At 69.3% G+C, this 25,623-nt stretch carries 30 protein-coding genes; 14 read left to right on the top strand and 16 right to left on the bottom strand.

What is annotated here, in order from left to right; translation table 11 throughout:
• Positions 1-158: 158 nt before the first annotated feature.
• Together mptB and SK803_RS04960 are read left to right on the top strand one after the other, a co-directional pair.
• A complete protein-coding gene (mptB, locus tag SK803_RS04965) occupies positions 159-1,607 on the top strand; it encodes a polyprenol phosphomannose-dependent alpha 1,6 mannosyltransferase MptB (RefSeq protein WP_319964550.1) in 1,449 nt (482 codons plus the stop codon).
• Positions 1,604-2,494 (top strand): phytoene/squalene synthase family protein, encoded by an 891-nt coding sequence (locus tag SK803_RS04960; RefSeq protein ID WP_319964549.1) that lies wholly within the window; start codon positions 1,604-1,606, stop codon positions 2,492-2,494. The genes mptB and SK803_RS04960 overlap by 4 nt, the downstream gene beginning before the upstream one ends.
• Positions 2,495-2,502: 8 nt before the next feature.
• Here SK803_RS04960 and SK803_RS04955 read toward each other — a convergent pair whose 3' ends face one another.
• Positions 2,503-2,913, bottom strand: coding sequence for a hypothetical protein (locus SK803_RS04955; protein ID WP_319964548.1), 411 nt, complete (start codon positions 2,911-2,913; stop codon positions 2,503-2,505).
• Positions 2,914-2,982: 69 nt separating this feature from the next.
• Positions 2,983-3,348 (bottom strand): Rv2175c family DNA-binding protein, encoded by a 366-nt coding sequence (locus SK803_RS04950; RefSeq protein ID WP_319964547.1) that lies wholly within the window; start codon positions 3,346-3,348, stop codon positions 2,983-2,985.
• A gap of 101 nt (positions 3,349-3,449) precedes the next feature.
• Between SK803_RS04950 and pknB the strand changes: the two genes are divergently transcribed.
• Entirely contained in the window at positions 3,450-5,456 is a 2,007-nt protein-coding gene (gene pknB, locus SK803_RS04945; protein WP_455032241.1) for a Stk1 family PASTA domain-containing Ser/Thr kinase, read from the top strand.
• Between the two features lie 82 nt (positions 5,457-5,538).
• Here pknB and SK803_RS04940 read toward each other — a convergent pair whose 3' ends face one another.
• The gene (locus SK803_RS04940; RefSeq protein WP_319964545.1) at positions 5,539-6,927 is read right to left on the bottom strand and encodes a class II 3-deoxy-7-phosphoheptulonate synthase; all 1,389 of its coding nucleotides are present in this window, start codon (positions 6,925-6,927) and stop codon (positions 5,539-5,541) included.
• Between the two features lie 143 nt (positions 6,928-7,070).
• Here SK803_RS04940 and SK803_RS04935 point away from each other — a divergent pair, with 143 nt between their 5' ends.
• Positions 7,071-8,078 carry a DUF2891 domain-containing protein gene (locus tag SK803_RS04935; RefSeq protein ID WP_319964544.1) on the top strand — a complete coding sequence of 336 codons (1,008 nt, stop codon included), beginning with the start codon at positions 7,071-7,073 and terminating at the stop codon, positions 8,076-8,078.
• Positions 8,079-8,220: 142 nt separating this feature from the next.
• On the opposite strand, the gene SK803_RS04930 is transcribed toward SK803_RS04935, so the two are convergent.
• The gene (locus SK803_RS04930) at positions 8,221-8,985 is read right to left on the bottom strand and encodes an IclR family transcriptional regulator (RefSeq protein ID WP_319964543.1); all 765 of its coding nucleotides are present in this window, start codon (positions 8,983-8,985) and stop codon (positions 8,221-8,223) included.
• A gap of 80 nt (positions 8,986-9,065) precedes the next feature.
• Between SK803_RS04930 and SK803_RS04925 the strand changes: the two genes are divergently transcribed.
• From SK803_RS04925 to dmpG, 3 genes are read left to right on the top strand one after another with little or no spacing between them, the layout of a single operon-like run.
• The gene (locus tag SK803_RS04925; protein WP_319964542.1) at positions 9,066-9,842 is read left to right on the top strand and encodes a 2-keto-4-pentenoate hydratase; all 777 of its coding nucleotides are present in this window, start codon (positions 9,066-9,068) and stop codon (positions 9,840-9,842) included.
• Entirely contained in the window at positions 9,842-10,762 is a 921-nt protein-coding gene (locus SK803_RS04920; RefSeq protein WP_319964541.1) for an acetaldehyde dehydrogenase (acetylating), read from the top strand. The genes SK803_RS04925 and SK803_RS04920 overlap by 1 nt, the downstream gene beginning before the upstream one ends.
• The gene (gene dmpG, locus SK803_RS04915) at positions 10,759-11,757 is read left to right on the top strand and encodes a 4-hydroxy-2-oxovalerate aldolase (protein ID WP_319964540.1); all 999 of its coding nucleotides are present in this window, start codon (positions 10,759-10,761) and stop codon (positions 11,755-11,757) included. Before SK803_RS04920 ends, dmpG begins: the two co-directional genes overlap by 4 nt.
• Before the next feature lie 9 nt (positions 11,758-11,766).
• Here dmpG and SK803_RS04910 read toward each other — a convergent pair whose 3' ends face one another.
• From SK803_RS04910 to SK803_RS04895, 4 genes are read right to left on the bottom strand one after another with little or no spacing between them, the layout of a single operon-like run.
• Positions 11,767-12,696, bottom strand: coding sequence for a DODA-type extradiol aromatic ring-opening family dioxygenase (locus tag SK803_RS04910; RefSeq protein ID WP_319964539.1), 930 nt, complete (start codon positions 12,694-12,696; stop codon positions 11,767-11,769).
• Positions 12,696-13,580 (bottom strand): alpha/beta fold hydrolase, encoded by an 885-nt coding sequence (locus SK803_RS04905; protein ID WP_319964538.1) that lies wholly within the window; start codon positions 13,578-13,580, stop codon positions 12,696-12,698. The genes SK803_RS04910 and SK803_RS04905 overlap by 1 nt, the downstream gene beginning before the upstream one ends.
• Complete coding sequence (locus SK803_RS04900) at positions 13,577-14,107, bottom strand: cupin domain-containing protein (RefSeq protein ID WP_319964537.1); 531 nt, start codon at positions 14,105-14,107, stop codon at positions 13,577-13,579. The genes SK803_RS04905 and SK803_RS04900 overlap by 4 nt, the downstream gene beginning before the upstream one ends.
• 40 nt (positions 14,108-14,147) lie before the next feature.
• Complete coding sequence (locus SK803_RS04895) at positions 14,148-14,924, bottom strand: SDR family oxidoreductase (RefSeq protein WP_319964536.1); 777 nt, start codon at positions 14,922-14,924, stop codon at positions 14,148-14,150.
• A 39-nt stretch (positions 14,925-14,963) separates the two neighbouring features.
• Here SK803_RS04895 and SK803_RS04890 point away from each other — a divergent pair, with 39 nt between their 5' ends.
• The 4 genes from SK803_RS04890 (at position 14,964) to SK803_RS04875 (ending at position 18,152) form a co-directional block, all read left to right on the top strand.
• The gene (locus SK803_RS04890; RefSeq protein ID WP_319964535.1) at positions 14,964-15,746 is read left to right on the top strand and encodes an IclR family transcriptional regulator; all 783 of its coding nucleotides are present in this window, start codon (positions 14,964-14,966) and stop codon (positions 15,744-15,746) included.
• A 77-nt stretch (positions 15,747-15,823) separates the two neighbouring features.
• Positions 15,824-17,311, top strand: coding sequence for an NAD(P)/FAD-dependent oxidoreductase (locus tag SK803_RS04885; RefSeq protein WP_319964534.1), 1,488 nt, complete (start codon positions 15,824-15,826; stop codon positions 17,309-17,311).
• A gap of 11 nt (positions 17,312-17,322) precedes the next feature.
• Complete coding sequence (locus SK803_RS04880; protein ID WP_319964533.1) at positions 17,323-17,781, top strand: cupin domain-containing protein; 459 nt, start codon at positions 17,323-17,325, stop codon at positions 17,779-17,781.
• Positions 17,778-18,152, top strand: a complete 375-nt coding sequence (locus SK803_RS04875; RefSeq protein ID WP_319964532.1) for a nuclear transport factor 2 family protein — start codon at positions 17,778-17,780, stop codon at positions 18,150-18,152. Before SK803_RS04880 ends, SK803_RS04875 begins: the two co-directional genes overlap by 4 nt.
• Here the strand turns inward: SK803_RS04875 and SK803_RS04870 are convergent.
• From SK803_RS04870 to SK803_RS04850, 5 genes are all read right to left on the bottom strand, one after another.
• Positions 18,113-19,921, bottom strand: a complete 1,809-nt coding sequence (locus SK803_RS04870) for an FAD-dependent monooxygenase (RefSeq protein WP_319964530.1) — start codon at positions 19,919-19,921, stop codon at positions 18,113-18,115. The two genes, SK803_RS04875 and SK803_RS04870, sit on opposite strands and share 40 nt — an antisense overlap.
• Before the next feature lie 2 nt (positions 19,922-19,923).
• Positions 19,924-20,280: a putative quinol monooxygenase gene (locus tag SK803_RS04865; protein WP_319964529.1), complete on the bottom strand. Its 357-nt coding sequence runs from the start codon at positions 20,278-20,280 to the stop codon at positions 19,924-19,926.
• 188 nt (positions 20,281-20,468) lie between these two features.
• On the bottom strand, positions 20,469-21,497 hold the full coding sequence (locus tag SK803_RS04860) for a 6-phosphofructokinase (RefSeq protein WP_319964719.1): 1,029 nt from the start codon (positions 21,495-21,497) through the stop codon (positions 20,469-20,471).
• Between the two features lie 75 nt (positions 21,498-21,572).
• Positions 21,573-22,085, bottom strand: a complete 513-nt coding sequence (locus tag SK803_RS04855) for a polyadenylate-specific 3'-exoribonuclease AS (RefSeq protein WP_319964528.1) — start codon at positions 22,083-22,085, stop codon at positions 21,573-21,575.
• 21 nt (positions 22,086-22,106) lie between these two features.
• On the bottom strand, positions 22,107-22,841 hold the full coding sequence (locus SK803_RS04850) for a lysophospholipid acyltransferase family protein (protein WP_319964718.1): 735 nt from the start codon (positions 22,839-22,841) through the stop codon (positions 22,107-22,109).
• A 179-nt stretch (positions 22,842-23,020) separates the two neighbouring features.
• On the opposite strand from SK803_RS04850, the gene SK803_RS04845 reads away from it, so the two are divergent.
• Complete coding sequence (locus SK803_RS04845; RefSeq protein WP_319964527.1) at positions 23,021-23,515, top strand: hypothetical protein; 495 nt, start codon at positions 23,021-23,023, stop codon at positions 23,513-23,515.
• A gap of 66 nt (positions 23,516-23,581) precedes the next feature.
• Complete coding sequence (locus tag SK803_RS04840; protein WP_319964526.1) at positions 23,582-23,710, top strand: hypothetical protein; 129 nt, start codon at positions 23,582-23,584, stop codon at positions 23,708-23,710.
• A gap of 189 nt (positions 23,711-23,899) precedes the next feature.
• Here SK803_RS04840 and SK803_RS04835 read toward each other — a convergent pair whose 3' ends face one another.
• A complete protein-coding gene (locus tag SK803_RS04835; RefSeq protein ID WP_319964525.1) occupies positions 23,900-24,130 on the bottom strand; it encodes a hypervirulence associated TUDOR domain-containing protein in 231 nt (76 codons plus the stop codon).
• Here SK803_RS04835 and SK803_RS04830 point away from each other — a divergent pair.
• The gene (locus tag SK803_RS04830) at positions 24,129-24,308 is read left to right on the top strand and encodes a hypothetical protein (protein WP_319964524.1); all 180 of its coding nucleotides are present in this window, start codon (positions 24,129-24,131) and stop codon (positions 24,306-24,308) included. The genes SK803_RS04835 and SK803_RS04830 overlap by 2 nt on opposite strands.
• Here the strand turns inward: SK803_RS04830 and SK803_RS04825 are convergent.
• Together SK803_RS04825 and SK803_RS04820 are read right to left on the bottom strand one after the other, a co-directional pair.
• On the bottom strand, positions 24,294-25,268 hold the full coding sequence (locus SK803_RS04825; protein ID WP_319964523.1) for an ROK family glucokinase: 975 nt from the start codon (positions 25,266-25,268) through the stop codon (positions 24,294-24,296). The two genes, SK803_RS04830 and SK803_RS04825, sit on opposite strands and share 15 nt — an antisense overlap.
• Complete coding sequence (locus SK803_RS04820; protein ID WP_319964522.1) at positions 25,268-25,618, bottom strand: hypothetical protein; 351 nt, start codon at positions 25,616-25,618, stop codon at positions 25,268-25,270. The genes SK803_RS04825 and SK803_RS04820 overlap by 1 nt, the downstream gene beginning before the upstream one ends.
• Positions 25,619-25,623 lie beyond the last annotated feature (5 nt).

Raw genomic sequence — 25,623 nt, 5'->3', positions numbered from 1 at the left:
TTTCAGAACTTCAGGGTTTGATTAAGTCCTCGTGACCAGTGTGGCCCGTTGCTTGCTGACGCCTTCGCGCCTTGTGCAACGATGTTCGGGCGATGGCTGCAACTCCGTCCCTCCCCCGCACGAGCTCCGAGGCATCTCCACAGGAGCTTTCACCTGTCGTGCGCACGAACACCTACGCCATCCCCATCCGCACCACCATGCTCGGCCTGCTGGGCGTGGCGCTGATCGCGCTGGGTGGCATGGGCGCGGGCGCCATCCTCGAGCGTGATCCGCTGCTCGCCCAGGTCGGGCTGAGCTGGCTGCGCTACGGCCACGGTCACGACCTCGCGAGCATGGTGCTGTACCTGGGCCTGGGCCTCGTCGTCTGGGCGTGGGTCCGGCTCGGCAGGCTCGTCCGGTGGGGTGAGATCGGCGACTTCGCGGTGCTGGTCGCGGTGACGGTCTGGACGTTGCCGCTGCTCTTCGCGCCGCCGCTGTTCAGCAAGGACATCTACAGCTACCTCGCGCAGGGCCAGCTCGCGCTGACCGGCTACGACCCGTACACGGTCGGCCCGGCGGTGCTGCAGAGCACGCTCAGCGAGAACGTCAGCTGGGTGTGGCAGCACACGCCGGCGCCGTACGGGCCGTTGTTCATCCTGATCGCCAAGGCGATCGTGTGGGCGACGAACGCGAGCGTGATCCTCGGCGTCGTCGCGATGCGGTTCGCGCTCGCCGGCGGCCTCGTGCTGCTGTGCTGGGCGCTGCCGGGCCTGAGCCGCCACCTCGGCGGCAAGTCGGCGATCGCGCTGTGGCTGGTGGCCGCGAACCCGTTGCTGCTGATCCACCTGATCGGCGGCGCGCACAACGACCTGCTGATGATCGGGCTGATGGCCGCGGGCGTGCTGCTGGTGCTCGACCGCAGGCACGTGCTCGGCTTCGTGCTGCTCGCGCTCGCGTTCTCGGTGAAGGCGACGGCGGTCGTGATCGCGCCGTTCCTCGTCTGGATCTGGGCGGCGCGGCTCGAGGGCGACAAGCGCGCCCAGTTCCGCAAGGCGCTGCTGCCCGGCCTGCTGGCGTTCCTCGGGACGTTCGCCGTGTGCACGCTGGTCGCCGGGGTGAGCCTCGGCTGGATCCCGGCGCTGCGCAGCTCGTCGATGATCATCAACTGGCTGTCGATCCCTAGCGCGGTCGGCGACTTCGTGCGCATGATCGTCAACTGGTTCGTCTACGTCGACGGCGGCATCTTCATCGGCGTCGCGCGGGCGCTCGGCTCGGTGGTGCTGATCTGGATCGCGTACACCCAGTGGTGGGCGGCGCGCGACGGCGACGTCCGCGACGGCATCCGGCGCGGCACCCTGACCATGCTGGCCGTCGCGCTGCTCTCTCCCGCGACGCTGCCGTGGTACTTCAGCTGGCCGCTGGCGCTCGCCGCCGGGTTCGCGTGGAGCACGGGCGCGCTGGTCACGATGACGATCGCGTCGGTGTTCCTGCTGCTGGTGACGTTCCCGAACGGTGACACGGCCCTGTACTCGTGGGGCTACCTGTTCTTCGCGCTGATGGTGTCTGTGCTGGCCGCGCGGTCATTGGTGAAGCCGGACCCGTTCGGCCTGTCCACCCGCTACGAATGAGCGCCGGCACAGCCAGCCTGACCTCCGCCTACGCCGCCTGCCGCCGGGTGAACGCGCGGTACGGCAAGACGTTCTTCCTGGCCACGACCCTGCTACGGCCCGAACAGCGGCCGGCCGTGCACGCGCTCTACGCGTTCGCGCGGTGGGCCGACGAGATCGTGGACGCCGCCGGGGTCGACGACCGCGAGGGCGAGCTTGACCGCCTGGAGCGGCTCCTGGACGGTTCCATCACCAGCAGGCCCCCGTCGAACCCGGTCCTGCGCGCACTGGCGGACACGATGCGCCGCTACGACATCGACCGGTCGCTGTTCACGGACTTCCTCGCGTCGATGCGGATGGACCTCGACGTCACCGAGTACGCGGATCTCGACGCGCTCGGTGTCTACATGCACGGCTCGGCGGAGGTCATCGGGCTGCAGATGCTGCCGGTGCTCGGCACCGTCGTGCCCCGCGCGGACGCCGAACCGTACGCGGCCAGGCTCGGGGTGGCGTTCCAGCTGACGAACTTCCTGCGCGACGTCGGCGAGGACCTCGACCGCGGCCGGGTCTACCTGCCGCAGGACGTCCTCGGCGCGCACGGCGTCGACCGCGACCTTTTGCAATGGTGTCGTCGTCATCGGCGCGCAAACGACCGGGTGCAACGGGCGCTCGACGACCTCGTCGCCCACTCATATGCGATATATCAGTCGGCCGAGCCTGGCATCGCGATGCTGTCGCCGTCGTCGCGCCCGTGCATGCAGACTGCATACATGTTGTATCGCGACATCCTCGCGCTCGTCGGCTGCGAGGTGCTGTGGCGGCGGGTGGCCGTGCCGAACACCAGGAGGCTCGCGGTGGCAGTGCCCGGAGCCGGCCGGGCACTGCTAGCGCGTGCGATGACGAGATGAGCCCCGCTTTAGATCAGGACCACTCCGACGATGTTGGACGTCGCCGAGGCGTAAACGCTCGTGCCGGGGAAGTAGAGACGCAGATCAGCGGACGCGTCGATGGTGAACTTCGCGGTGAACGTCGCGTTCGGCTGGCAGTTCCTGGTGTAGATGCTGCTCCACGCGGAGGCACCGACCCTGACCTGGGCGAACACGTCGAGTCCGAGCGTCAGCTGACGGTCGCCGCTCCGGGCGCCCTGGGCGCCGAGCTTGCCCTTGATCTGGAGCTGGTTGCCCTTCTTCAGCTTGACAGTGGCGCCGCCCGCGTCGAGTTCCAGCGTGGTCGGCTTGGCGTGCACGGCCGGGGCCGCGCCGGAGGTTCCAGGCGCCAGCAACAGTCCGACCGAGGCGAGACAGGCAAGGAGAGTCTTGGTGATCATGTGCACCAGTTCAGGGGTTCCAGACGCCTCTCGCCTGCCGAGACGCCTGGAACCGCTGCTTCGGGTGAACTAGAAGCCCATGGCCTGGGCGCGTCGCTTTACCTCACGCCCACGGTCACCGCGCAATGCTTCGATCGGAGTGCCAGGGAGGCTTTCGTCCTCCGTGAAGAGCCAGCGCAGAATCTCGTCCGTGGAGAAGTTCTGGTCGCGCAGCACCGTGATGGTGCCGGGCAGACCCTTCACCACGGCTGCGGCGGCGAGGAATGCTTCGGGAACGACGAGGACGCCGTCCCGCCGCACGGCGAGCAGTTGCCCGTCGCGCAGCAGTTGATGGACCCGGGTGACCGGAAGTCCCATTCGGTCGGCCACCTCGGGGAGAGGAAGAACCTCCAGGTCGGCAGCCAATACATCCGCAGCGGCAGGAATCGCACTCACGGGGGTCACGATGCCATAACCGAACTGGGAACGCCCTTCCGCCAACCGGGTCATCCTGAGCTTTACCATCTCGCACTGTGGAGAGGTCGGTTTCGAACGTGATGGGTGGACTGCTGGAGCAGCGCTACCGGGTGGACTCCGTGCTCGCGCGCGGTGGCATGTCCACCGTCTATCGAGGTCGCGACACTCGCCTCGACCGCGATGTGGCAATCAAGGTGATGGATCCGCACCTGACGGCGGACCCGGCGTTTGTCGCGCGCTTCGAGCGTGAGGCACGCGCGGCGGCCCAGTTGCATCACCCTGCCGTGGTGTCCGTGCACGACCAGGGCGTCGACGGTGACCAGGTGTACCTGGTGATGGAGCTGATCGACGGCGGCAACCTCCGTGACCTGCTCAACCAGCGCGGCAAGCTCCCTCCCGCCATCGCGTTGAGCATCCTCGGCCCGGTGCTGTCGGCCTTGGGCGCCGCGCATCGCGCCGGGCTGGTGCACCGCGACGTGAAGCCGGAGAACGTGCTGATCGGACCCGGTGGCCAGGTGAAGGTCGCGGACTTCGGGCTGGCCAGGGCGATCGCCGAGAACGGCGTCACGAGCGACAGCGAGATCCTCGGCACAGTCGCCTATCTGTCACCTGAACAGGTGGAGACCGGCGCCGCGGACGCACGCAGTGACGTCTACTCGGCCGGCATCGTGCTCTACGAGATGCTGGCGGGGCAGGCCCCGTACCGCGGCGAGACGCCCATCTCGGTGGCCTACCAGCACGTGAACTCGGACGTCCCGTCGGTTCCGGAGATCCCGCTGGCGCTCGACACGCTGGTGCGCAAGTCGACGCGGCGTGACCCGTCGCTGCGGCCGGCCAACGCCGACGCGTTCCTCGGCGAACTCGAACGCGTGGGCGCTGAGCTGGGGCTCACGCCGCAACCGGTGCCCGTCCCCGGCACGGCGCCCGAGAACGACAGGACCGTCATCATGCGGCCGGTCCCGGTCGCGGTCGGCGCCACTCCCCCGTCGGCAGCCGAGGCGACCAGGCCGGTGACTCCGTCGGCGGCGATGACCGCGGTGATGTCTTCTGGGATGACGACCGTCAGCACCGGCCCGCCGACGCCGCCGCCCGGCATCGCCGGCACGCGCGCGATGCAGCGGCCGGAACAGCCGCGCCGCCGTCCACCGCAGAAGAAGAAACCCAAGGTCGACCCGGTCGAGGAAGAGCGCAAGCGGCGCAAGAAGCTCTTCATCATCTGGGGCTCCGTGGTCGCCGTGCTGGCGCTGATCGTCGGCCTGTTCTCCTGGTACCTCGGCGCGGGCCGCTGGACGGCGGTGCCTGCGGTGGTCGGCCAGTCCGAGCAGAACGCGGTGCGGCTGGTGCAGGGCGCGGACCTCACGGCGCTGATCGACAAGGTGCCGTCGGACGACGTGCCGAACGGCCAGGTCATCAGCACCGATCCCGGCCCGGACGCGGAGCTGCGCAAGGGACAGTCGGTGAAGGTCGTCGTGTCGCGCGGCAAGCCCGTGGTGCCGTTCATCAACGTCGGTGCCGAGGTGGACGCGGCGAAGAAGGAGATCGAGGCAGCGGGCCTGAAGACGGTCACCGACCCCACGAAGGACGCCTTCCACGACACCGTGCCGATCGGCAAGGTCGTGGCGCTGGACCCGCGTCCCGGCACCGCTCTCAAGATCGACAGCCCGGTCACCCTCGTGCTCAGCAAGGGCCCGTCGCCGCGCACGCCGGTGCCGAACGTCGCGGGCAAGACGAAGGACGAGGCGTTCGCGGAGCTGCAGCGAGCCGGTCTGGAGCCGGTCGAGGCCGGTGGCGAGGACGCCGCGGAGAACGGCGAGTCGCGGGTGGCGCGGACCGATCCGCCCGCCGGCACGGTGCTGGAGGGGACGGGCAACAAGCGCGTCACCGTGTTCTTCCAGAACAACCGCGAGGTCGAGGTCCCGGACGTGACCAGGCAGAAGGTGCGCGATGCCAAGGAGGCGCTCGAGCGGGCCGGCCTGAAGGTGAAGGTCGAGTTCAACAAGAGCGGCAACGCGACGGTCGTGAACCAGTCGATCCCGCCGCGCACACGGGTGCAGCGAGGTACCGAGATCACGATCGTCGGCCTCTAGCCAGGGCAAAGCGAAGGGCCCCGCGTTCTCGACGCGGGGCCCTTCGTTCTTCAGCTCGTCTTCAGGAAAGTTTCGAAACTCGCTACGAGCGGAGCATCTCGGCGACGAGGAACGCGAGCTCGAGCGACTGCTGCGTGTTCAGGCGCGGGTCGCACGCCGTCTCGTAGCGGCCGGCGAGGTCGTCGTCGGAGATCTCCTGGGCGCCACCGAGGCACTCGGTGACGTCCTCACCCGTGAGCTCGATGTGGATGCCACCGGGGTGCGTGCCCAGGCGGCGGTGCACCTCGAAGAAGCCCTGGACCTCGTCGACGATGCGGTCGAAGTGCCGGGTCTTGTAGCCGGTCGACGACTCGTGCGTGTTGCCGTGCATCGGGTCGCACTGCCAGATGACCTTGTGACCGGAGGCTTCGACCTTCTCCACGATGGCGGGGAGCACGTCGCGCACCTTCTGGTTGCCCATGCGCGAGATGAGCGTCAGGCGGCCCGGCTCGTTGCGCGGGTCGAGGCGCTCGACGTACTCGACGGCCATCTCCGGCGACGTCGTCGGGCCGATCTTCAGGCCGATCGGGTTCGCCAGCATCTCGGCGAACGCGATGTGCGCGCCGTCGAGCTGACGGGTGCGCTCACCGATCCACACGAAGTGCGACGACAGGTCGTACAGCCTGGGCTCGTCGCGCGTCGTGTCGAGGCGGAGCAGCGCGCGCTCGTAGTCGAGGAGCAGCGCCTCGTGCGAGGCGAAGATCTCCGTGCCGTGCAGCGACTGGTCGTTCACGCCGCACGCCGACATGAACTTCAGGCCGCGGTCGATCTCGCCGGCCAGGGCCTCGTAGCGCTCGCCCGCGGGCGAGGTGCGCACGAAGTCGCGGTTCCAGTCGTGCACGCGGTGCAGGTCGGCCAGACCCGCGCCGGTGAGCGCCCGCAGCAGGTTCATCGCCGCGCCGGCGTTCGCGTACGCGCGGATCATGCGGCCGGGGTCCGCCACGCGGGCCTCGGGCGTCGCGACCAGGGAGTTGATGATGTCGCCGCGGTAAGACGGCAGGCCGAGCGCGTCGATGCCCGACGAACGCGGCTTGGCGTACTGGCCGGCGATGCGACCGACCTTCACCACGGGCAGGCTCGCGCCGTAGGTCAGCACGACGGCCATCTGCAGCAGGGTCCGGATGTTCGCGCGGATGTGCGGCTCGGTGTTGTCAGCGAACGTCTCCGCGCAGTCACCGCCCTGCAGGAGAAACGCCTCACCGTTCGCGACCTGCGCCAGTTGCGTGTGCAGCCGGTCGATCTCGGCGGGCACGGTGATCGGCGGCACGCTCTCGAGCACGGTCCGCACGCGACGCACCTGTTCTGCGTCGGGCCATTCGGGCTGCTGGGCAGCCGGGCGCGACAGGGCGTCGTCCAGGCGCTTGCGCATCTCGGGAGGCAGCGGCGGAAGCTCGGGAAGCGTGTCGATGGGCACGTCCACGGTCCAGTTCACGCTGCTCATCCTAGTTGTCCCACACTGAGAGACCGGGCCGGGCCTGTCAGCGGTTTCGGTGGGTGGTCCGGCGGAGTGAAGTCTGTTACTTGTCAACTATCGACCTCTGCCCAGTTGAGACGTCGCACTGCATGATGTGGGCCATGAACGCCACCCGATTGGATGACGGCACCGCGACCCGGCTGCTGGGCATCGCGATCGAAAACGTCCAGCGCGACCACCCGGTGCATTGGACGCACGTCATCGACGGCGACGACCGGCTGATACCGCAGCGGGTGCTGCATCCCGTGTTCGCCGGATCGTTCGACTGGCACTCGTGCGTGCACCAGACGTGGCTCGCCGTGCGGTTGCTGCGGCTGCGCCCGTCGCTGGCGGGCGCCGACCTGGCCCGTGACGCGCTGGACAAGCTGATCACGCACGACAACTGCGCGGTCGAGGCCGCGTTCTTCGCCTCGCCGGCCGGCCGGTACTGGGAGCGGCCGTACGGCTGGGCCTGGCTGCTGCTGCTCGACGCGGAACTGCGGACCTCCGGGCTGCCGTGGTCGGTGGCGCCCATCGCGGACGTGCTGCGCGACCGCTGGCTGGAGTGGATCTCGGCGGCGCGGCTGCCGATCCGGACCGGCACCCACAGCAACACCGCGTTCGCGACCGGCCTCGTGTTCGACGCCGCCCAGGTGAACGGGGACTTCGAGCTGGCTTCCGCGTGCGTCGACGCGGCGCTGCGGTGGCACCGGGACGAGGTCGCGTACGGCGGGTTCGAGCCGGACGCCGCAGACTTCCTCTCGCCCGCGCTGACGACGGCCGACCTGATGCGCCGCGCGCTGGACGCCCCGGAGTTCGCCGCGTGGCTGGACGCGTACCTGCCGGAGCTCGAGTCGGAACGGTGGCGCGTGCTGCGCGAGCCCTTCCCGGTCGACGACCCCAGCGACCCCTACGGCTCACACCTCGCCGGGCTCGCGTTGTCGCGCGCCTGGAACTGGGAGGCGATCGCCGAAGCCCTGCCTGCCGGGCACCGGTACGTCGAGCTGGCCCGGACCGCTTCGGCCGCGCACCGCGAGGCCGGGTGGACCTACGTGTTCGGCGGGCACGGCTACATGGCCGACCACTGGCTCGGCACGTTCGGCGCCTACCTCGACGTGAAGGCCTTCTGACCAAAACGTCCTGACCTGCACAAAACCACCTCATGCAAAGAACGTTTGCGGACGTCCGCAAACGTCTTTTGCACAACTGATATATCGGCGGCTGAGGCAGTACCCGAGACGGGGCCTGCGACAGACGCTGATATATCGGATATCAGGTGCCGGATGCCAGGTTCGCGCGACGGACCAGGGTGAGCGCGATGCCCGTGGCTGCGGCGTGCACCGACGCCGCGTGGACGCGGGGATCGAAGCGGGTGGTCGGCCCGGCGACGCTGACCGCGGCCACGACCGCGCCGTCGTGACCGAGCACCGGCGACGCCACGCAGGCCAGCCCGACCCGCGACTCCTCGAACTCGTAGGCCACGCCCGTCTCCCGGATCTCGGCCAGCTGGCGGCGGAGGCGGCCGGGCGTGACGACGGTGCGCGGTGTCCGGCGGTCGAGCGGGGCGGCGAACACCTCGGCGCGCACGGGCAGCGGGGCGTGGGCGAGCAGCGCTTTGCCGATCGCGGTGGCGTGCAGCGGCATGCGCCCGCCGAGCCGGGACGGGGACGACGCCTGCCGGTGGCCGCCGATCTTGGCCGCGTAGACGACCTCGTGGCCCTCGCGGAGTCCGAGGTGGACGGTCTCGTGGGTGCGCTCGTAGAGGTCTTCCAGGTACGGCGTGGACACCTCGACCAGGCCGCGTTCGACCGACGCCCGGATGCCCAGCTGGAACAGGTGGCCGCCCAGGCGGTAGCCGCGCCGGCCGCGATCGAGCAGCCGGGCGTCGACCAGGTCGCCCAGCAGGCGGTGCAACGTGGCCTTGGACAGGCCGGTGCGGCGGCCCAGTTCCGCGAAACCGAGCTCGTCGTCGTCGGCACCGAAGGCGTTCAGCACCGACATCACCTTGCCCAGCAGGGTGTTCGGCACGTCGGTCATCACCCGATGGTGCCACGGAGTTCCGCTGACCGGAACTTTGAAGTGTCCACAACGACGAAGGTGGAGCCACCATTGCCGGCATGAACAACGTCGGCACGGCAGCGGAGCGGCTCGCCACCGCAGCGAGGGAGCGGGTGCCCTGTGCGCCCGTGCGCGATCTCATCGGCGACGACGAGGCCTACGCGGTCCAGCAACTCAACATCGCCTCGCAACTGGCCCGCGGCGCCGCGGTCGTCGGCCGCAAGATCGGTCTCACGTCGCCGGCCGTCCAGCAGCAGCTCGGCGTCGACCAGCCGGACTTCGGGGTGCTGCTCGACGACATGGCGTTCAAGGACGGCGACGTGCTGCCGACGTCCCGGTTGCTCCAGCCGAAGGTGGAGGCGGAGCTGGCGTTCGTGCTGAAGGCGGATCTCGCCGAAGGACCGTTCGACGAGGAGACCGTCGCCAAGGCGGTCGGGTACGTCCAGGCCTCGCTGGAGATCGTCGACAGCCGGATCAGCGGCTGGGACATCACCTTCGCCGACACGGTCGCGGACAACGCCTCCTCCGGGCTGTTCGTCCTCGGCACCGAGCACGCCGAGCTGGGCGACGTCGTGCCGAAGGACGTGTCGATGGTGCTCAGCGTCAACGGCGAGGAGCGCTCGACCGGCAACGGCGCCGCCTGCCTGGGCGATCCGCTGACCGCACTCGCCTGGCTCGCCACCATCGCCGTGAAACTCGGCGCTCCGCTCAAGGCCGGCGACGTCGTGCTCAGCGGCGCCCTCGGTCCCATGGTCCCCGTCCAGGCAGGCGATCACGTCGAAGCAACGATCACCGGACTTGGCGCGGTGCGGGCGAAGTTCGGGAAGGAGGCGTGATGAAGGTCGCGGTCATCGGGTCGGGCAACATCGGCACCGACCTCGTCATCAAGGTGCTCAAGCGGTCCACCACGCTCGAGATGGCCGCGCTGGCCGGCATCGATCCGGCGTCGGACGGGCTCGCCAGAGCCCGCAGGCTCGGCGTTGCCACGACGGCACAGGGCATCGACGGTCTCGTCGCGATGCCCGGCTTCGACGAAATAGAGATCGTGTTCGACGCCACCTCCGCGAACGCCCACGAGAAGCACGCCGAAGTCCTTGCCGCACACGGCAAACGCGTCATCGACCTCACCCCGGCCGCGATCGGCCCGATGGTTGTGCCGACGGTGAACCTGCACGAACACCTCAGGGCCCCGAACGTCAACATGGTCACCTGCGGCGGCCAGGCCACGATCCCGATCGTCGCCGCGATCCGGAAGATCACACCCGTGCCGTACGCGGAGATCGTCGCGTCGATCTCGTCCCGCTCGGCCGGTCCCGGCACCCGCGCGAACATCGACGAGTTCACCGAGACGACCGCGCACGCCATCGCCGAGGTCGGTGGCGCGGCCAGGGGCAAGGCCGTCATCGTGCTCAACCCCGCCGACCCGCCGATCACCATGCGCGACACCGTGCTCGCCCTCGTCAACGCGTCGGATCCCCCAGCACACCACCAGATCCGCGAGTCGATCGCCGCCATGATCGCCGAGGTGGCCACCTACGTCCCCGGCTACCGCCTCAAACAGCGAGTGCAGATCGACCCGATCGAACAACCGCGCAACCTCACCGAAGTACCGGTGACGCACCAGGTCACCGTGCTGCTCGAAGTGGAGGGCGCGGCGGACTACCTGCCCGCCTACGCGGGCAACTTGGACATCATGACCAGCGCTGCCCTCAGGGTCGCCGAAACCATGGCAGTGACAGGGGCGGTGCGGGCATGAAGATCTACCTCCAGGACGTGACGCTCAGGGACGGCATGCACGCCCTGCGCCACACCATCACGCCGGCAAAGGTCGCCGAGATCGCCAGGGCACTGGACATCGCCGGTGTCGACGCGGTCGAGGTGTCCCACGGTGACGGCCTCAGCGGCGGCTCGCTCGTCTACGGCCCCGGCAGCCACACCGACTGGGACTGGATCGCCGCGGCAGCAGAAGCGTTGACCCACGCCAAACTCACCACGCTGCTGCTGCCCGGCATCGGCACCCTCCACGACCTGAAGCGCGCACACAGCCTTGGCGTCACGTCAGTGCGCATCGCCACGCACTGCACCGAGGCCGACATCTCCGCCCAGCACATCGCTGGCGCGCGCGACCTCGGCATGGACGTGTCCGGGTTCTTGATGATGAGTCACCTCGCTGAACCACAAGAGCTCGCACGGCAGGCGAAGCTGATGGAGTCGTACGGCGCGCACTGCGTGTACGTCACGGACTCCGGCGGCCGTCTGCTCCCCAACGACGTTCGCGACCGCGTGCGTGCCTATCGCGAGGTATTGGACGTCACCACCGAGATAGGCATTCACGCCCATGAGAACCTCTCACTGGCCGTCGCGAACTCGATGACAGCCGTGGAAGAGGGTGTAACGAGGGTTGACGCCTCTCTCGCCGGGCTCGGGGCAGGAGCGGGTAACTGCCCCGTCGAACCGTTCACCGCGGTCGCGAACCTCCGGGGCTGGCAGCACAACGCGGACCTGTTCGCGCTCCAGGACGCCGCCGACGACCTCGTCCGCCCGCTCATGGACCGCCCGGTCCGCGTCGACCGCGAGAGCCTGACGCTGGGCTACGCGGGCGTGTACGGCTCGTTCCTGCGCCACGCCGAGACCGCCGCCCAACGCACGGACGTCGACGTCCGGGATCTCCTGCTGGAAGCCGGACGCCGACGCCTGGTGGGCGGTCAGGAGGACATGCTCACCGACATCGCCCTCGACCTCACCCGCTAGAAGGTGCTGCTAAACGGCAAAGGTGGTCCCGATGCCCATGCCGGTGATCCACTCGGGCACCGGCTCGTAGCTCGTCCACACCAGCGGCAACCCGACGGCGACCTGCCCGATGAGCCAGCAGCGGATCTCGTGCCCGCCACTGCCCGCGTGCGCCTCCAACGCCTCGTGCCCGATGGACGCGATCTCACCGGCCGCGCCGGCGGATAGCCGGTCGAGGAACCACCCGTCCCACACCGCGTTCACCCGCGCTTCCGGGTTGCCACCCATCGCCTTCACCCGTGGCTCGCGCGCCGCGGCGAACTCCCGCGCGTACGACCGCCCCCGGATCAACGACTCGCGCCTCTCCCCCACCACGGACGGATCGCGCGGGTCGTTGGACGGCAACCAGTGCGACAACCCGCCACTGGCGACCACCAGCACCCGCCCAGGAAACACCGACGACCGCAACGCCGCCCCGAGCGCGCGACCCAGCTCCACACAGCGGTCCAGCGACGGCAACGGGGGCGCGGCCGTGTTCACCACGAGCGGTACCAGCGGCAAGGACGTCCCGCCGGTGATCATCTCGTAGCTCTGCACGATCCCGTGGTCGACGGTCAGCGAGTACGACAGCGACACGTCGAACCCCGCGTCGGCCAGCCCGCTGTGCGCCGACCAGGCAAGCGTTTGCGCCACCGGTAACGGTCCCGAGCTGCTGCCGAAGTCGCCGAACCCCACCGCCTCCTCGACGCCGAGCACGAACGGCGGCATCACGTCGTAGAAGTTGGCGTGGAAGTGGTCCGGCCCGATGACCACGATCGCGTCCGGCACCAGCTTCTCCACCGCCCGGCGCACGCGGTCGGCGTCACGCAGGAACACCGCGCCCGGCCCATCACCCTCCGGCGGCAGCAGCGTCGCGAATGGGCTGTGCGACATGCCGGCGAACCCGATGATCTCGGCCATCAGGAGGGGTCCTTCCCGTGCAGCAACCACGTGCGGTGCGTGTCGAGGAACTCGGAGACCTTTTCCCACTGCGGCCAGTGCCCCGCGTCGTCGATGACGTGCAAACGCGCGTCTGGCAGCCATTGCAGCAGCATGTCGGCCTCGTCCAGCCCGCCCGTCGGGTCGTGGCTGGTCCACAGCAACAACGTCGGCGCCGCGACCTTCCCGACCCAGGCCGGATCCCACGCGAAGTCCTTGCGCACCACCGGGTCCTGGAGCACCAAGGTGTTCGTGATCGCCTGCACGAACCCAGGCCGCGAGTACACCTGACGGCGCAGGTTCACCAGCTCGTCGGTGACCATCTCCTTGTGGTGGAACAGGAACTCCACCCGCCGCCGCACGGTCTCCTCGCTCGGGTCGAGCACCGCGGCCATCGTGCTGTCGCGCATCCGTTGCATGACTTCGGGTTTGTTCGCGATGTTGCCCGGTGTGTTCAGCACCAGCCGATCGACGCGCGCCGGGAAGTGCGCGGCCACCCACGCGACCACCCAGCCGCCGAGCGATTCACCGGACAGATGCGCCTTCTCCACGCCGAGCGCGTCCAGCAGTCCCACGAGGTGCTCGGACAGCACGTCGATCGTGTACGGCAGGTCCGGCAGATCGGACCAGCCGTGGCCGACCATGTCGTACGCGGTGACCTGGAAGTCCTCGGCCAGCCCGGCGATGTCGCGCGAATAGGCCTCCAGGTGGCCGCCGGTGCCGTGCAGCAGCACGAGTTCCGGGCCCGCACCGGCCTGCAGCACCCTGGTCCGGACGGTGTGGCCGCGCACCGGGACGTCGACGTGCCGCACGACGTGGTCCACATGCGACAGTTCGCCCCAGATGCTGACGTGGTCGGGAATCACTGGTCCTCCCCAGAGGTGTCGAACGCTGATTTGTCGAACGCTGGTGTGTCGAACCGGTCGCGGGCCTCAGCGAACGTCGCCAGCCCCGCGCTCTGCCTGCGGGCGAGCCCGAACAGCGCGAGCAGCCGGGAGTTCTCGATCGTGAGGAACTCGACGGGGTGCTCGGTGGAGGCGTTGTAATGGCGGTGCCAGGTCCACGGCGGCGTGTAGACGAACGACCCGGACGTCCAAGTCACCGTCTCGAACGCGTCTGGTTCGGCACACTGGATCTCGCTGTGCCCGTCGCCGGAGATCACGAAGTGCACGGTCTCGTGGTAATGCCGTTGCATGTCCGAGCTTTCGCCCGCCGGGATGACCTGGCGGAACAGCTCGAACGTCGACGTCGGCAGCTTTCCCGCGATCCGCAACGTGGTCGGGTTCGGCACCGCGCCCGGCGGGATCGTCTCCAGCTCGTCGTCGTGCACGACCAACGGACGCCCGCCGTCGGGCCGCACCGCGTGCGTGAGCGCCCCGAGAAAGTCGGTCATGGCGAAGTCAGGTCCGGAAGTGGCCAACGCTCTTTCCCTTTCAGACTGCGATTTCGGTTCGGCCACCGTCGACGGTGAGCACGGTGCCGTTGACGTACGACGCCTGCGGTGAAGCCAGGAACGCGACCGCGGCGGCGATCTCGGAGGGATCCGCGGCGCGCAAGGCCGGGATGTCCGAGAGGTCGTCGGCGGCCGCGGTGTCGAAGTCCACGCCTGCGGCCTCGGCCCTGCGGCGCAGCACTTCCAGCCGCCGAGGCGTCAAAGTCGCGCCAGGAGCCACACAATTGACCGTGACGCCGTCCGCCGCGTGCTGCCGGGAAGCGAGCTTCATCGCCGAGGTCACGGCCGCCCGCAGCACCGTGGACGATGCGAGACCGGGTTGTGGCTGACGCACGGCCGTCGATGTGACCACCACCGCACGACCGAACCCGCGCCGCGCCATCGCGGGCAACGCCGTGCCCAGCAACGCGAGTGGCCCAAGCAGCAGCAGGTCGAGGTCGCGGTGCCACTGCGCGTCTGGTACCTCGAAGATGCCGCCCGGCGACGGTCCGCCCGCGTTCACGACCAGCACGTCGAGCGAACCGTGCCGGTCGCCGACATGGGTGACGACCGTGGCGGCCTCACGTGCGTCGGCGAGGTCGCAGACGACGTAGTCCGCGGCGTCGCCGAGCGCCGCGGCCGTCTCCTTCAGCGTCGCTTCGGTGCGTCCGGCCAGCACGACGCGGTGCCCGCTCTCGACGAGCGCGGCGGCCGTCGCCGCACCGATTCCGCCGGCGCCGCCCCCGACGAGCGCGACCCGCGTGGTGTTTGCGTCCATGAGCTCCTACAGTCGCCGTGTGCGGAAGGTTGACCAAGGATGAGTCCCAGTGACCGGGACTCGCCGTCCACCGAGCCGAGCGGTTCACTCGAACGCGCGGCGGCGATCCTGGACGCGTTCGACGTGACTCACCGGGAGCTGGGCCTCGCCGAACTGGTGCGCAGGTCCGGGCTGCCGCGTTCGACCGTGCACCGCACGGCGGCACGCATGATCGAGCTCGGCTGGCTCGACAAGCCGGGCGACCGCTACCGGATCAGCACCGGCCTGTTCAAACTCTCCAGCCTCGTGCCGGTGCGGCACGAGCTGCGCGAGGCCGTGCTGCCGTTCCTGCAGGACCTCTACGCCGCCGCCCGCGTCACGGTGCAGCTCGGCGTGCTCGACGGCACCCAGGTGCTGGTCGTCGAGAAGATCACCGGTCACCGGCCGATGCCGATGCTCGACCAGGTGGGCGGCATGATTCCCGCGCACTGCTCGGGCCTGGGCCGCGCGATGCTCGCCTTCTCCGCCGCGTCCACTGTGGACGCGGTGATCGCCGCCGGACTGACCCGCCGCACTCCCCGCACGATCACCAGCCCGACAGCGTTGCGCCGCGAGCTCGCGGCGATCCCGGACCAGGGCTGGGCCTACGACCGCGAGGAGGGCAACGTCGGCATCAGCTGCATCGCCGCACCGATCTTCGGCGCGGGTGGTGAGGTCGCCGCGGCGTTGTCGGTGACCGGGCCGAGCGCGGCGGTACGTCCGGAACGGATCGGGCCCGCCGTGCGGATGGCGGCCTCGGCGGCGACCCGCGCCTACTCGACGCGCCGCTGGGAGTCCCACTAGCCGGGACTCCTGGTTGGCCGTGGACGTGGGAGCGCTCCACAGTGTGGTCCGTCACATCCTCAGCCAGGAGGACCAGGATGCGAGTCGCGATCATCGGTGCCGGAGTCGCCGGCCTCACCACGGCCAAGGTGCTTCTGCAGGCCGGACACGAGGTCGAGGTCTTCGACCGGACACCGGACGTCGGCGGGGTGTGGAGCAGCACCCGGCGCTACCCCGGCCTCACCACGCAGAGCCCCAAGGCCCAGTACTCGTTCTCGGACTTCCCGATGCCGAAGGGCCTGCCGGAGTGGCCGACCGGCGCCCAGGTGCAGGCGTATCTGGAGGCGTACACGTGGCACTTCGGTGTCGACGCGTGCCTGCGCCTGGAGACGACGGTGACGTCCGTCGTGCCCGTTGACGGCGCATGGGAGCTCACCACGCACACCGGCACCACCTACCGCTACGACCGAGTCGTCGTCGCCAACGGAGTGTTCTGCGAACCCTCCGTGCCGGCGTTTCCCGGCCGTGAGGACTTCGAGGCGGCCGGCGGCCGGGTGCTCGCGGGCACCGAGTTCCACGACGCCGAGGAGGCGCGGGACCACCACGTCCTGGTCGTCGGCTACGGCAAGTCGGCGTGCGACGTGACCGTGCCGATCAGCGAGGTGGCGGCGAGCACCGACATCATCGCGCGGCAGCTGCTGTGGAAGGTCCCGCGCAAGATCGCCGGGGTCGTCAACTTCAAGATGCTGCTGCTGACCCGCATGGGCGAGGCGCTGTTCCGCTACCGGTGGCTGCGCGGGTTCGAGAAGTTCCTGCACGGCCCGGCGAACCGGATGCGGCGCTCGATGCTCAACTCGCTCGGGTCGGTGTCGGTGCGGCAGTTCGGCCTCGCGCGGCACGACCTGGTGCCGTCCGGGCAGATGGAGGACATCGTCAAGGGCGCGATCGGCCTTGCCACCGAAGGGTTCTTCGAGGGCGTCGACGCAGGCCGGATCCGCGTGCGCCGGGACATGACCATCGCGCGGCTGACGTCCAGCGGTGCCGTTCTGTCGGACGGCACGGTGCTGCCCGCCGACCTGATCGTCTGCGCGACCGGGTTCACCCAGGGCGTTTCGTTCCTGCCCGACGCGGTTCAGGGGCGGATCTTCGACGAGCGCGGCAACTTCGCGCTGTACCGGCAGATCCAGCCGATCGGCGTGCCCGGCCTGTACTTCAACGGCTACAACTCGTCGTTCTTCAGCCCGCTCAACGCCGAGATGGCCGCGTTGTGGATCGCCGCCGACCTCGCGGGAGCGCTCTCGCTGCCGGACGACGAGACGCGGCGGGCGGACGTGAGCGCGCAGCTCGCGTTCATGGACGAGGCGACGAACACGCACCACTGCCGCGGCACGAAGATCATCCCGTTCTCCCTGCACAACGCGGACGAGGTGCTGGAGGACCTCGGGTTGCAGATCGGCCGCGTGACCCGTGCGTCGCACTGGCTGAACCCGGTCGCGCCCTCGGCATACCGCAAGGTCACGCCCCTGTTGCTCACCCGGCTCGAGGCCATGAAGGCCGCCGTGCCGGTGGACGTCCCGTCGAAATGAGGTTGGAGACCATGGAAACCCCCGTGCAGCACCACGTCTACCGCAGCGGCGAGGGCACGAACGTCGGCGCGATCGGTCTGGGCATCTACACGCGGCTGACCGGCGCGGACACCAAGGGGGCCTACTCGTTGTTCGAGTACGTCGTGCCGCCGAACCTAGGTGGGCCGCCCACGCACATCCACACGCGTGAGGACGAGCTCTTCACGTGCGTGCAGGGGCGGGTCGTCGTCGAGCTGGACGGCGAGGAACACGTGCTGGCACAAGGTGATTCGCTGCTGATGCCGCGCGGGGTGCCGCACATGTTCCACAACCCGTTCGACGAGGAGACCCGCGTGGTGGCCGTCGTGTCGCCGCCCGGGTTGGAGAACTACTACCAGGCGCTGTCCGAGCTGCCGCCGGGGCCGCGCGACATGAAGCTGGTCGCGGAGATCATGGTGGAGCACGGCCTTTCGTTGCAGAAGAAGCCATGACCCGCACTGCGTTCGACCGCACCGAAATGGTGCGGCGGATGTGTGCCGCGGTCGATGGTGGTGACGCGGAGGCGTTCGGCGCCTGGTTCGCTTCCGACGCCACCTACGTCTTCGGCAACCACGAGCCGTTGGCCGGCCGGGACGCCGTGGTCGCGGCTACCGCCGGCGCGGCGGGTGCGTTGCCGTGGGTGCGGCACGTGATCGACCAGATCGTGGAGGTCGGCGACCAGTTGTTCTGCCGGTTCACCATCGAGACCGAGTCGCCGGACGGGAAGCCGCTCGCGTTGCCTTGCGTGACGGTGATCTGGATGTCCGGCGACCAGATCGTCGACTATCGCGTGCACATGGACGTCTCGCCGGCGATGGCGTGAGAAGAGTGCAGTGTGGCGAGGAACGTCCGGCAGGCTTCGACGTCGAGCTCGTCGCAGCGCCACGCGACGTGGCCGTCGGGGCGGATGACGTACAGGGCCTGCGAATCCGGTTCGGTGAGGCCGTAGTGCTCGAACACCTGCGCTGAGTCGGCCCGGTGCACGCGGTCGTCTTGGCGGGCCTCGACCCGTGCGATGAGGTGGGTGGTGGCACCGAGTTCGTTGAGCCGGGCCGTGTGATCCGCGATCTCGTCGGCGGTGAGATGCTTGCGGGACAACGCGATGACGTGCAGCTGATAGCCCTGCAGCAGGTCGAACATCTGCTCGCGGTCGTTGATCCTGGCGTCGGGGACGCGCTGGCCGGCCAGCGGGCCCTTGAGCGAGTACAGCAGCTCGTTGACGTTGATCTCGCTCGGCCGGTAGCCGAGGCTCAGCTGTGACAGGCGGTGGAACGACTTGCGGTGTGGCAGTGGCGCCGCCGACATCCGTCCGATCAGGAACGGTCCCGCGGTGTCGCGCAGCCACGCCCGCCAGCCGCTCAGGCCCGCCGCGACCTTGTAGAGGCGGTCGGTGAACTTCAGCAGCCTGATGCCCGCCGGATGACGTTCGGCGGAGTAGGTGTCAAGCAGGTCCACGTCGTTCTTGATTGCCGCCGCGAGCTTCCAGGCGAGGTTGGCGGCGTCGTGCAGTCCGGTGTTCATGCCCTGGCCGCCCGCCGGGGAATGGATGTGGGCGGCGTCGCCAACGAGGAATCCCCTGCCGCGGCGGTAGTCGTCGACGCCGCGCAGATGAACCTGGTAGCGGCTGGTCCAGATCGGGGCGCTGAGGGTGGCGTCGAGGTTCATCGCCTTGCGGAGCTCGTCCTGGAGGGTCTGGAGCTCGAATTCCGCTGCCGGGTCACCGAAGTCCGTGACCATCACACGGGACGTCTCGGCGCCTCGGAGCGGCAGGAACAGGCCGATCCGGTTGCCGTTCATGAACACCCGGAAGTGCGCGTGGTCCAGCGGCCAGTCGACCTTGCAGTCGGCGAGCAGGTAGCGCTGCGCGTACTTGTCGCCTTCGAAGCTGAGGCCGAGCTGCTGCCGGACGGTGCTGTGGGCGCCGTCCGCACCCACGACGTACTGCGCGGTGATCGTCTTATCGGTGAGGACCGCGGTGACGGCGTCCTCGGTCTGCTGGACTTGGGTGAGCCGCGTGCCGCGCCGGACCGCGACGCCGTGCCGCGCCAGGTCTTCGAGGAGCACTTCCTCCACTTCGGACTGCGGCGCCATCAGGATGAACTGGTACGGCGTCGTCGCCGCTTCGGCGCGGTCGAAGTCGAGGCCACCGACGTGCCTGCCCTTGATGTGGAAGCGGATTCCGGTGGTGACGACACCGCGTTCGAGCAGTTCGTCCGCGAGTCCGATGCTCCGGAACAGCTCGATGGTGCGGGACTGGACGGCGAACGCCCTCGACTCCGTGGCGGGGCCCGCGTTGGCGTCGACCACGCAGACCTTGACGCCCTGGCGGACCAGCAGCGCCGCCGTCATCAGTCCGCTCGGACCCGCGCCGACGACGAGCACGTCGCAGTCGTAGCGAGCCAGCCGTGGCGCCGGGGTCCGCGGTGGGGGCGGTGGGTTGACGGGGCGGGTCCGCGACTTGCCCAGGCGAGCCAGGAGGCTGCTGCCGGGACGTGCGGTGACCTGGGGCACCGGGTTGCCCGTGAGCCTGCCCCGCAGCCTGCGAAGCACCAGCACGAGCAGGGTGACGACGGCGAGGATCAACAGTCCCACGGCTACCTCACCCTCGGCAGGTCGCTCGACATGCGCAGGAACCGCTGGCGCAGTGGGCCCTCCACGAGAGGCTGCACCGCCCGCACGAACTCGTGGACGTACGGCTCGGCGAGGTGCTTCTCCAGGTCCTGCTTCGACCGGAACATCTCGTAGATCACGAACTGCGACCGGTCCGCGCGGTCGCGGTGGACGTGGAACTCGATCGAGCCGGCCTCGGCGCGCAACGGTTCGACGAGGCCGAGGATCAGCGCCTCGACCTGGTCCTCGCAGCCGGGCTTGGCGGTGGCGAAACCCAGGTGGGTGTACGGCCCGGTCTCGTCGGCGTCCGGGTCGGGCAGGACGACTCGCGCGTCGCTCATCAGGTCTCCTGAAGCTGCTCAACGGATGGTGAATTCACCATCGCAGCGAGCGAGCACGCGATCACAACGCGAGTCCCAGCGAGCGGGACTCCTGTTCATCGGCGGTATACAAGCGGAATGCCGGGTGTCGACAAGTGCGACACCCGGCATTCGCCGATATGCGATATCCGATATATCAGGCCCCAGAATCAGGCACCGAAGAAGACTTCAGCCTCTTCGTAACGCTCGGTCGGAACCGTCTTGAGCTCGGCCGTCGCCTCCGACAGCTTCACGCGCACGATGTCGGTGCCACGCAGCGCGACCATGGTGCCGAAGTCGCCGGCGGCGACGGCGTCGACCGCATGCAATCCGAAACGGGTCGCGAGCACGCGGTCGTATGCGGTCGGCGTACCACCGCGCTGGATGTGGCCGAGGATGGCCGCGCGGGACTCCTTGCCGGTGCGGTCCGCGATCTCCTCCGCGAGCCACTGGCCGACGCCGCCGAGGCGGACGTGACCGAAGGCGTCGCGCTCACCGGAGTGCAGCACCTCGGCGCCACCCTCGGGGATCGCGCCTTCCGCGACGACGATGATCGGCGCGAACTCGCTCTCGAAGCGGCGCTCGACCCAGTCGACGACCTTGTCGACGCTGAACGGGCGCTCGGGCACGAGGATGACGTTCGCGCCACCGGCGAGACCGGAGTGCAGCGCGATCCAGCCCGCGTGCCGGCCCATGACCTCGACGACGAGCGCGCGGTGGTGCGACTCGGCCGTGGTGCGCAGGCGGTCGATGGCCTCGGTCGCGATGTGCACGGCCGTGTCGAAGCCGAACGTGTAGTCCGTGGCGCCGAGGTCGTTGTCGATCGTCTTCGGCACACCGACGACGCCGATGCCGTCGTCGGTCAGGCGCTTGGCGACACCGAGGGTGTCCTCGCCGCCGATCGCGATGATCGCGTCGATCTGATTCGCCGCGATGGTCTCGCGGATGCGGTCGACACCGCCCTCGACCTTGTACGGGTTCGTGCGCGATGAGCCCAGGATCGTGCCACCGCGGGTGAGGATCTCCTCGACGTCCGTGAGGTCGATCGACTTGGTGAGGTTCTCGATCGGGCCCTGCCACCCGTTGCGGAACCCGACGATCTCCCAGCCGTGTGCCTTGATGCCCTTGCGGACCACGGCCCGGATCACGGCGTTCAGACCGGGGCAGTCACCACCGCCAGTGAGCACACCGATGCGCATCTGCTTCCCCATCTCTCGTGTTCTGTGTCACGCAGACTTTCACGAGCTGTATCGGTGCAGCAATGCGGGTCTCACTTACCGGACGGGAAACCCGATTTTGCGCCGATGTTCCTCGATCACCTTCCACCGCGCGAGGTTGTGGCGCGCGTCGGCGAGGGCGTCGTGGGCGTCCGCGGGAGGGGCCGGCAGCTTGGGCCTGCCGACGTCGTCCCAGCGTTGCCGCAGGTCACGGGTGAACCTGGGCAGCGCGCGCGGCAACGCCGGCATCGCACCCCAGAGCTGCGCCAGCGCCACGTGGTCGTAGGCGGCGAACCACGCCCACAGCTCCACCTCGTCGCGGGCCGCGTTGCGGGCGTTGAGGAAGTCGAGCAGGTCCTCGCGAATCCGGTCGCGGCTGCGCCACGCCTTGTCCGCGGGCGAGGGCAGCTGGTTGAGAACGTTCTGCCGCACCCACGGACCCGCGCGCTCGGGGTCGAACTCGGTGGACACGGCGTAGAACTCGCGGCCTTCCTCGTCGACCACCCCGATCGACACGAGGTCGATCGTCACCCCGTCCTCGATGAACTCACAGTCGTAGAAGAACCGCACCGCGACACCCTAGGGGTGCGGTCAGCTCGCCTTCTTCTCGGGCACTCGGTCGGCGGGCTTGCCCTGCTCGGGGACGGGCGGGGCCTGTTCCTTCGCCTTCGCCGCGTAGACGTCGACGTACTCCTGACCGGAGAGCTCCATCAACGCGTACATGATCTCGTCGGTGATCGACCGCAGCACGAACCTGTCGCCGGACAGCCCCTCGTAGCGGGAGAAGTCGAGCGGCTTGCCGATCTTGATCCGGATCGGGTGCGGCTTCCACATCCGCGAGCCGATGGGGTTCGCCTTGTCCGTGCCGAACATCGCCACCGGGATGACCGGCGCGCCGGACTCCAGGGCGATCCAGGCGACACCGACCTTGCCCTTGTAGAGGCGGGCGTCGGGCGAACGCGTGCCCTCGGGGTAGATGCCGAGCAGCTTGCCCTCACGCACGATCCGCACGCCCGTGTCGAGCGCGCCCTGCGCGGCCGAGGCGCTGGACCGGTCGATCGGCACCTGGCCGACGCCGGAGAAGAACCACTTCTGCAGCTTGCCCTTGATCCCCGTGCCGGTGAAGTACTCGATCTTGGCGGGGAAGGTCATGCGCCGCGACAGCATCAACGGCAGGAAGAAGGAGTCGGACACGGCGAGGTGATTGCTCGCCAGGATCGCGCCGCCCTCCTTCGGGATGTTCTCGGCACCCTCGATGATCTTCGGCTGGAAGAACAGCCGGAGAATCGGTCCCAGGAGGACGTGCTTCATCAACCAGTACAGCACTTTGGGAAGCGCCTCCCTAGACACCGCGAACCTTGATCCCGGCAACCAGCCTACGGAGCCGACCGCACCTCACACAACGAGTCCCAGGTCTGCACGTCACGGCTGAGACTGAGCCGACTGCCGTAACCCGCAACACATCCCGCCCGTGCAACGATGTGGGGTCAAGAGGGTTGCGGCACATGGAGAGGCTCTGGATGAACGCCCGGCGCGACTCGACCGACGGCCCGGAGAACGTCGACGAGCTCTTTGCCGAGATCGTCGCGGGACTCGAACGGGACGGGGTCGGCAAGGACTGGCTCGACCTCGACGAGGCGAGCCCGGAAGCCGTCGACCAGGACCTCAAAACCCGCGAGGACCCGGCCGAGGACACCTCCCCCGACGTCGCCACCGACCTCGCGGACGAGCCCGAACGGCGAGATCGGGACGATGAAGACCATTACGTGCCACCGGAACCGCCGCCCTTCCCGGTACTGCGCGCGTCCACCCTCGCGGCCCTCGGCCTGTTCGTGCTGGGCATCGTCCTGCTGGTCGCGCCCGGCCTTTTCGGACTGCAGGCCCGCATCGGCACCCCGCTGTCCCTCGTGGCCCTCTGCGCGGGCGTCGGCTGGCTGATCCTGCGCATGCGCAACACCCCGCCACCGGACTCAGGATGGGACGACGGCGCCCAGGTGTGACACCTCACGTCCCAGTTGGTAACGGCGTGATAACGGCCACTCAAACCTTCAGATAACGATTCGGCCATGCATACCGTGTGCGACATGGACCAGATGCAGCACCTGATGATGGCCCGTGCCATGGCGACCCTGAGCAAGAAGGACGCGGAGCGCGCCAAGCGCCGCCCGCGCATCCTGCGCCTGCTCGGCCGCTAGCTCCACCTGGGCCGGCCCGTCGGCCGGCCGTTCCAGCTGGGTGTTCGCGGCGGGTGAACAGACCCCGACACTCCCGCCGCGACACTCCTCAACCCGATATATCAGTCGCCCTGACCAGCACCCTTGCAACAGGTCTTTGGACTTCGTCCGCAAAAGACTCATTGCCAAGCCCAGTGCGAAGGGGGCGCGTCAGTCGGACGACGAGTGCCGGTGCGGGCGCAGCGCGGACGGCTTGTGCACCGCGTCCCGGCCGCTCTTCGCGCTCTCCACGCGGTACTGGGGTTCGTCCTTCGAGGCCTTCACCTTCCGGTCCGCGGCCTCTTTCTCCTCTGGGATCTCCTCCTTGACCTCGCCGTGCGTGCGCGAGCCGTGGCTGGACCACTCGACCTCGTCGCCGGGCTTGAACGGGTGCTTCGTCATGGCCTCCGCGTACCCGGAGGCAATGGGCCAATCCGAACAGGACCGGATCCGCGACGACTTCGGCGAGGCGGTGAACATGACCGCCACGCGTCCAAGCGCGACGATCGAGGACAACCGCCGGCGGCACTCCCTGATGAACTGGGGCCACGACCCGCTCGGCGGGTCAGGAACGGCGTGAGTGGTTCCTCGTCATCGACGCGGCCATCTCACGGGCCAGGGTCGCGGCACCCACGATGCCGGCGTCGTCGCCGAGCTGCGCGGTCCGGATGCGCGCCAGCGGACGGTGGCCCGCGCCGGTGACGACGGAGGCGTAGCGCTCGCGGGCGTCGTCGAGGAACAGCGGCGCCGAGGTCGAGACCCCTCCCCCGATGACGATCACCTCGGGGTCGTAGACGTCGGCGACCAGGGCCAGGCCCTCGCCGAGCCAGCGGGCCAGGTCGGCCATGGCGCGTTTGGCCAGCGGGTCGCCGTCGCGGGCCGCGCCGGCCACTCGGCGGCCGGTCACCGCGCGGGAGTCGCCGGCGGCCTCACGGGCGAGCACGGTCGAGACGCCGGGGTGCTTGGCCAGCAGTTCGACGGCGGTGGCGCTCAGGGCCGTGCCGCTGCAGTAGCGCTCCCAGCAGCCGTTCTTGCCGCACGGGCAGGGGCGGCCGTCCGGGACGACGCGCAGGTGGCCCAGTTCGGGGGCCACGCCGTGGGCGCCGCGGAAGACCTCGCCGTTGAGCAGCAAAGCGGCGCCGATTCCGGTGCCGATGGCCACCAGCACCGCGGTCTTGGCGCCGCGGGCCGCACCGAAGCGGTGTTCGGCCAGGGCGGCGGCGTTCGCGTCGTGTTCCAGGACCACGGGCATGCCCAGGCGGTCGCTCATGCGGTCGGCGACGTCGGCCTGCCGCCACGCCAGGTGCGGTGCGAACCGGACCGTGCGGAGGTCAGGGGCGATGAAGCCCGCCACGGCCAGGCCGACAGCGGTCACGGCGTGGCGGTCGGCCACTTCCTCGACGGCGGCGACGATCGCGTCTTCGAGGGCGCGTTCACCGGCGGGGGTCGGCGCGCGTGAGGTGTCCAGCACCGAACCGCGCGGGTCCACGACGCCCGCGCGCACGCTGGTGCCACCGATGTCCACCCCGACCGTGAGCACTAGTCGGTCTTCCTGACGACCTTGATGTGCTGCACCCGCTGACCGGTGTCAGCAGGTTCCTCGGCGTCACTCGCAGGCGCAGCAGGCGGCGCACCGGGCTCGCGCAGAGCGGCTCGCAGCACCGCGACCAGGCCGGCCGCGTGCTCGGCGGCCTTGGCGGCCAGTTCGGAACGGTCCCCGCGCAGCAGCGCCACGCCGTTGCACAGAGGGCACCAGCCGCACGTCTCGGGCGTGTGCGAGCCGTCGCCCGCCTCCGCCACACGCTGCAGCCACGGCTGCATGCGCTCGGCAGCCACGTCGATGAGCAGCCGCAGCTCCTCGGCGAGCTTGCCGGTGTTGTCGTGAGTCATCCAAT

The organism is Lentzea miocenica (genome assembly GCF_033949945.1).
Lineage (GTDB): Bacteria > Actinomycetota > Actinomycetes > Mycobacteriales > Pseudonocardiaceae > Lentzea > Lentzea miocenica.
Note: the sequence above shows the minus strand (reverse complement) of the source record. Positions and strands in the feature narration are given on the sequence as shown.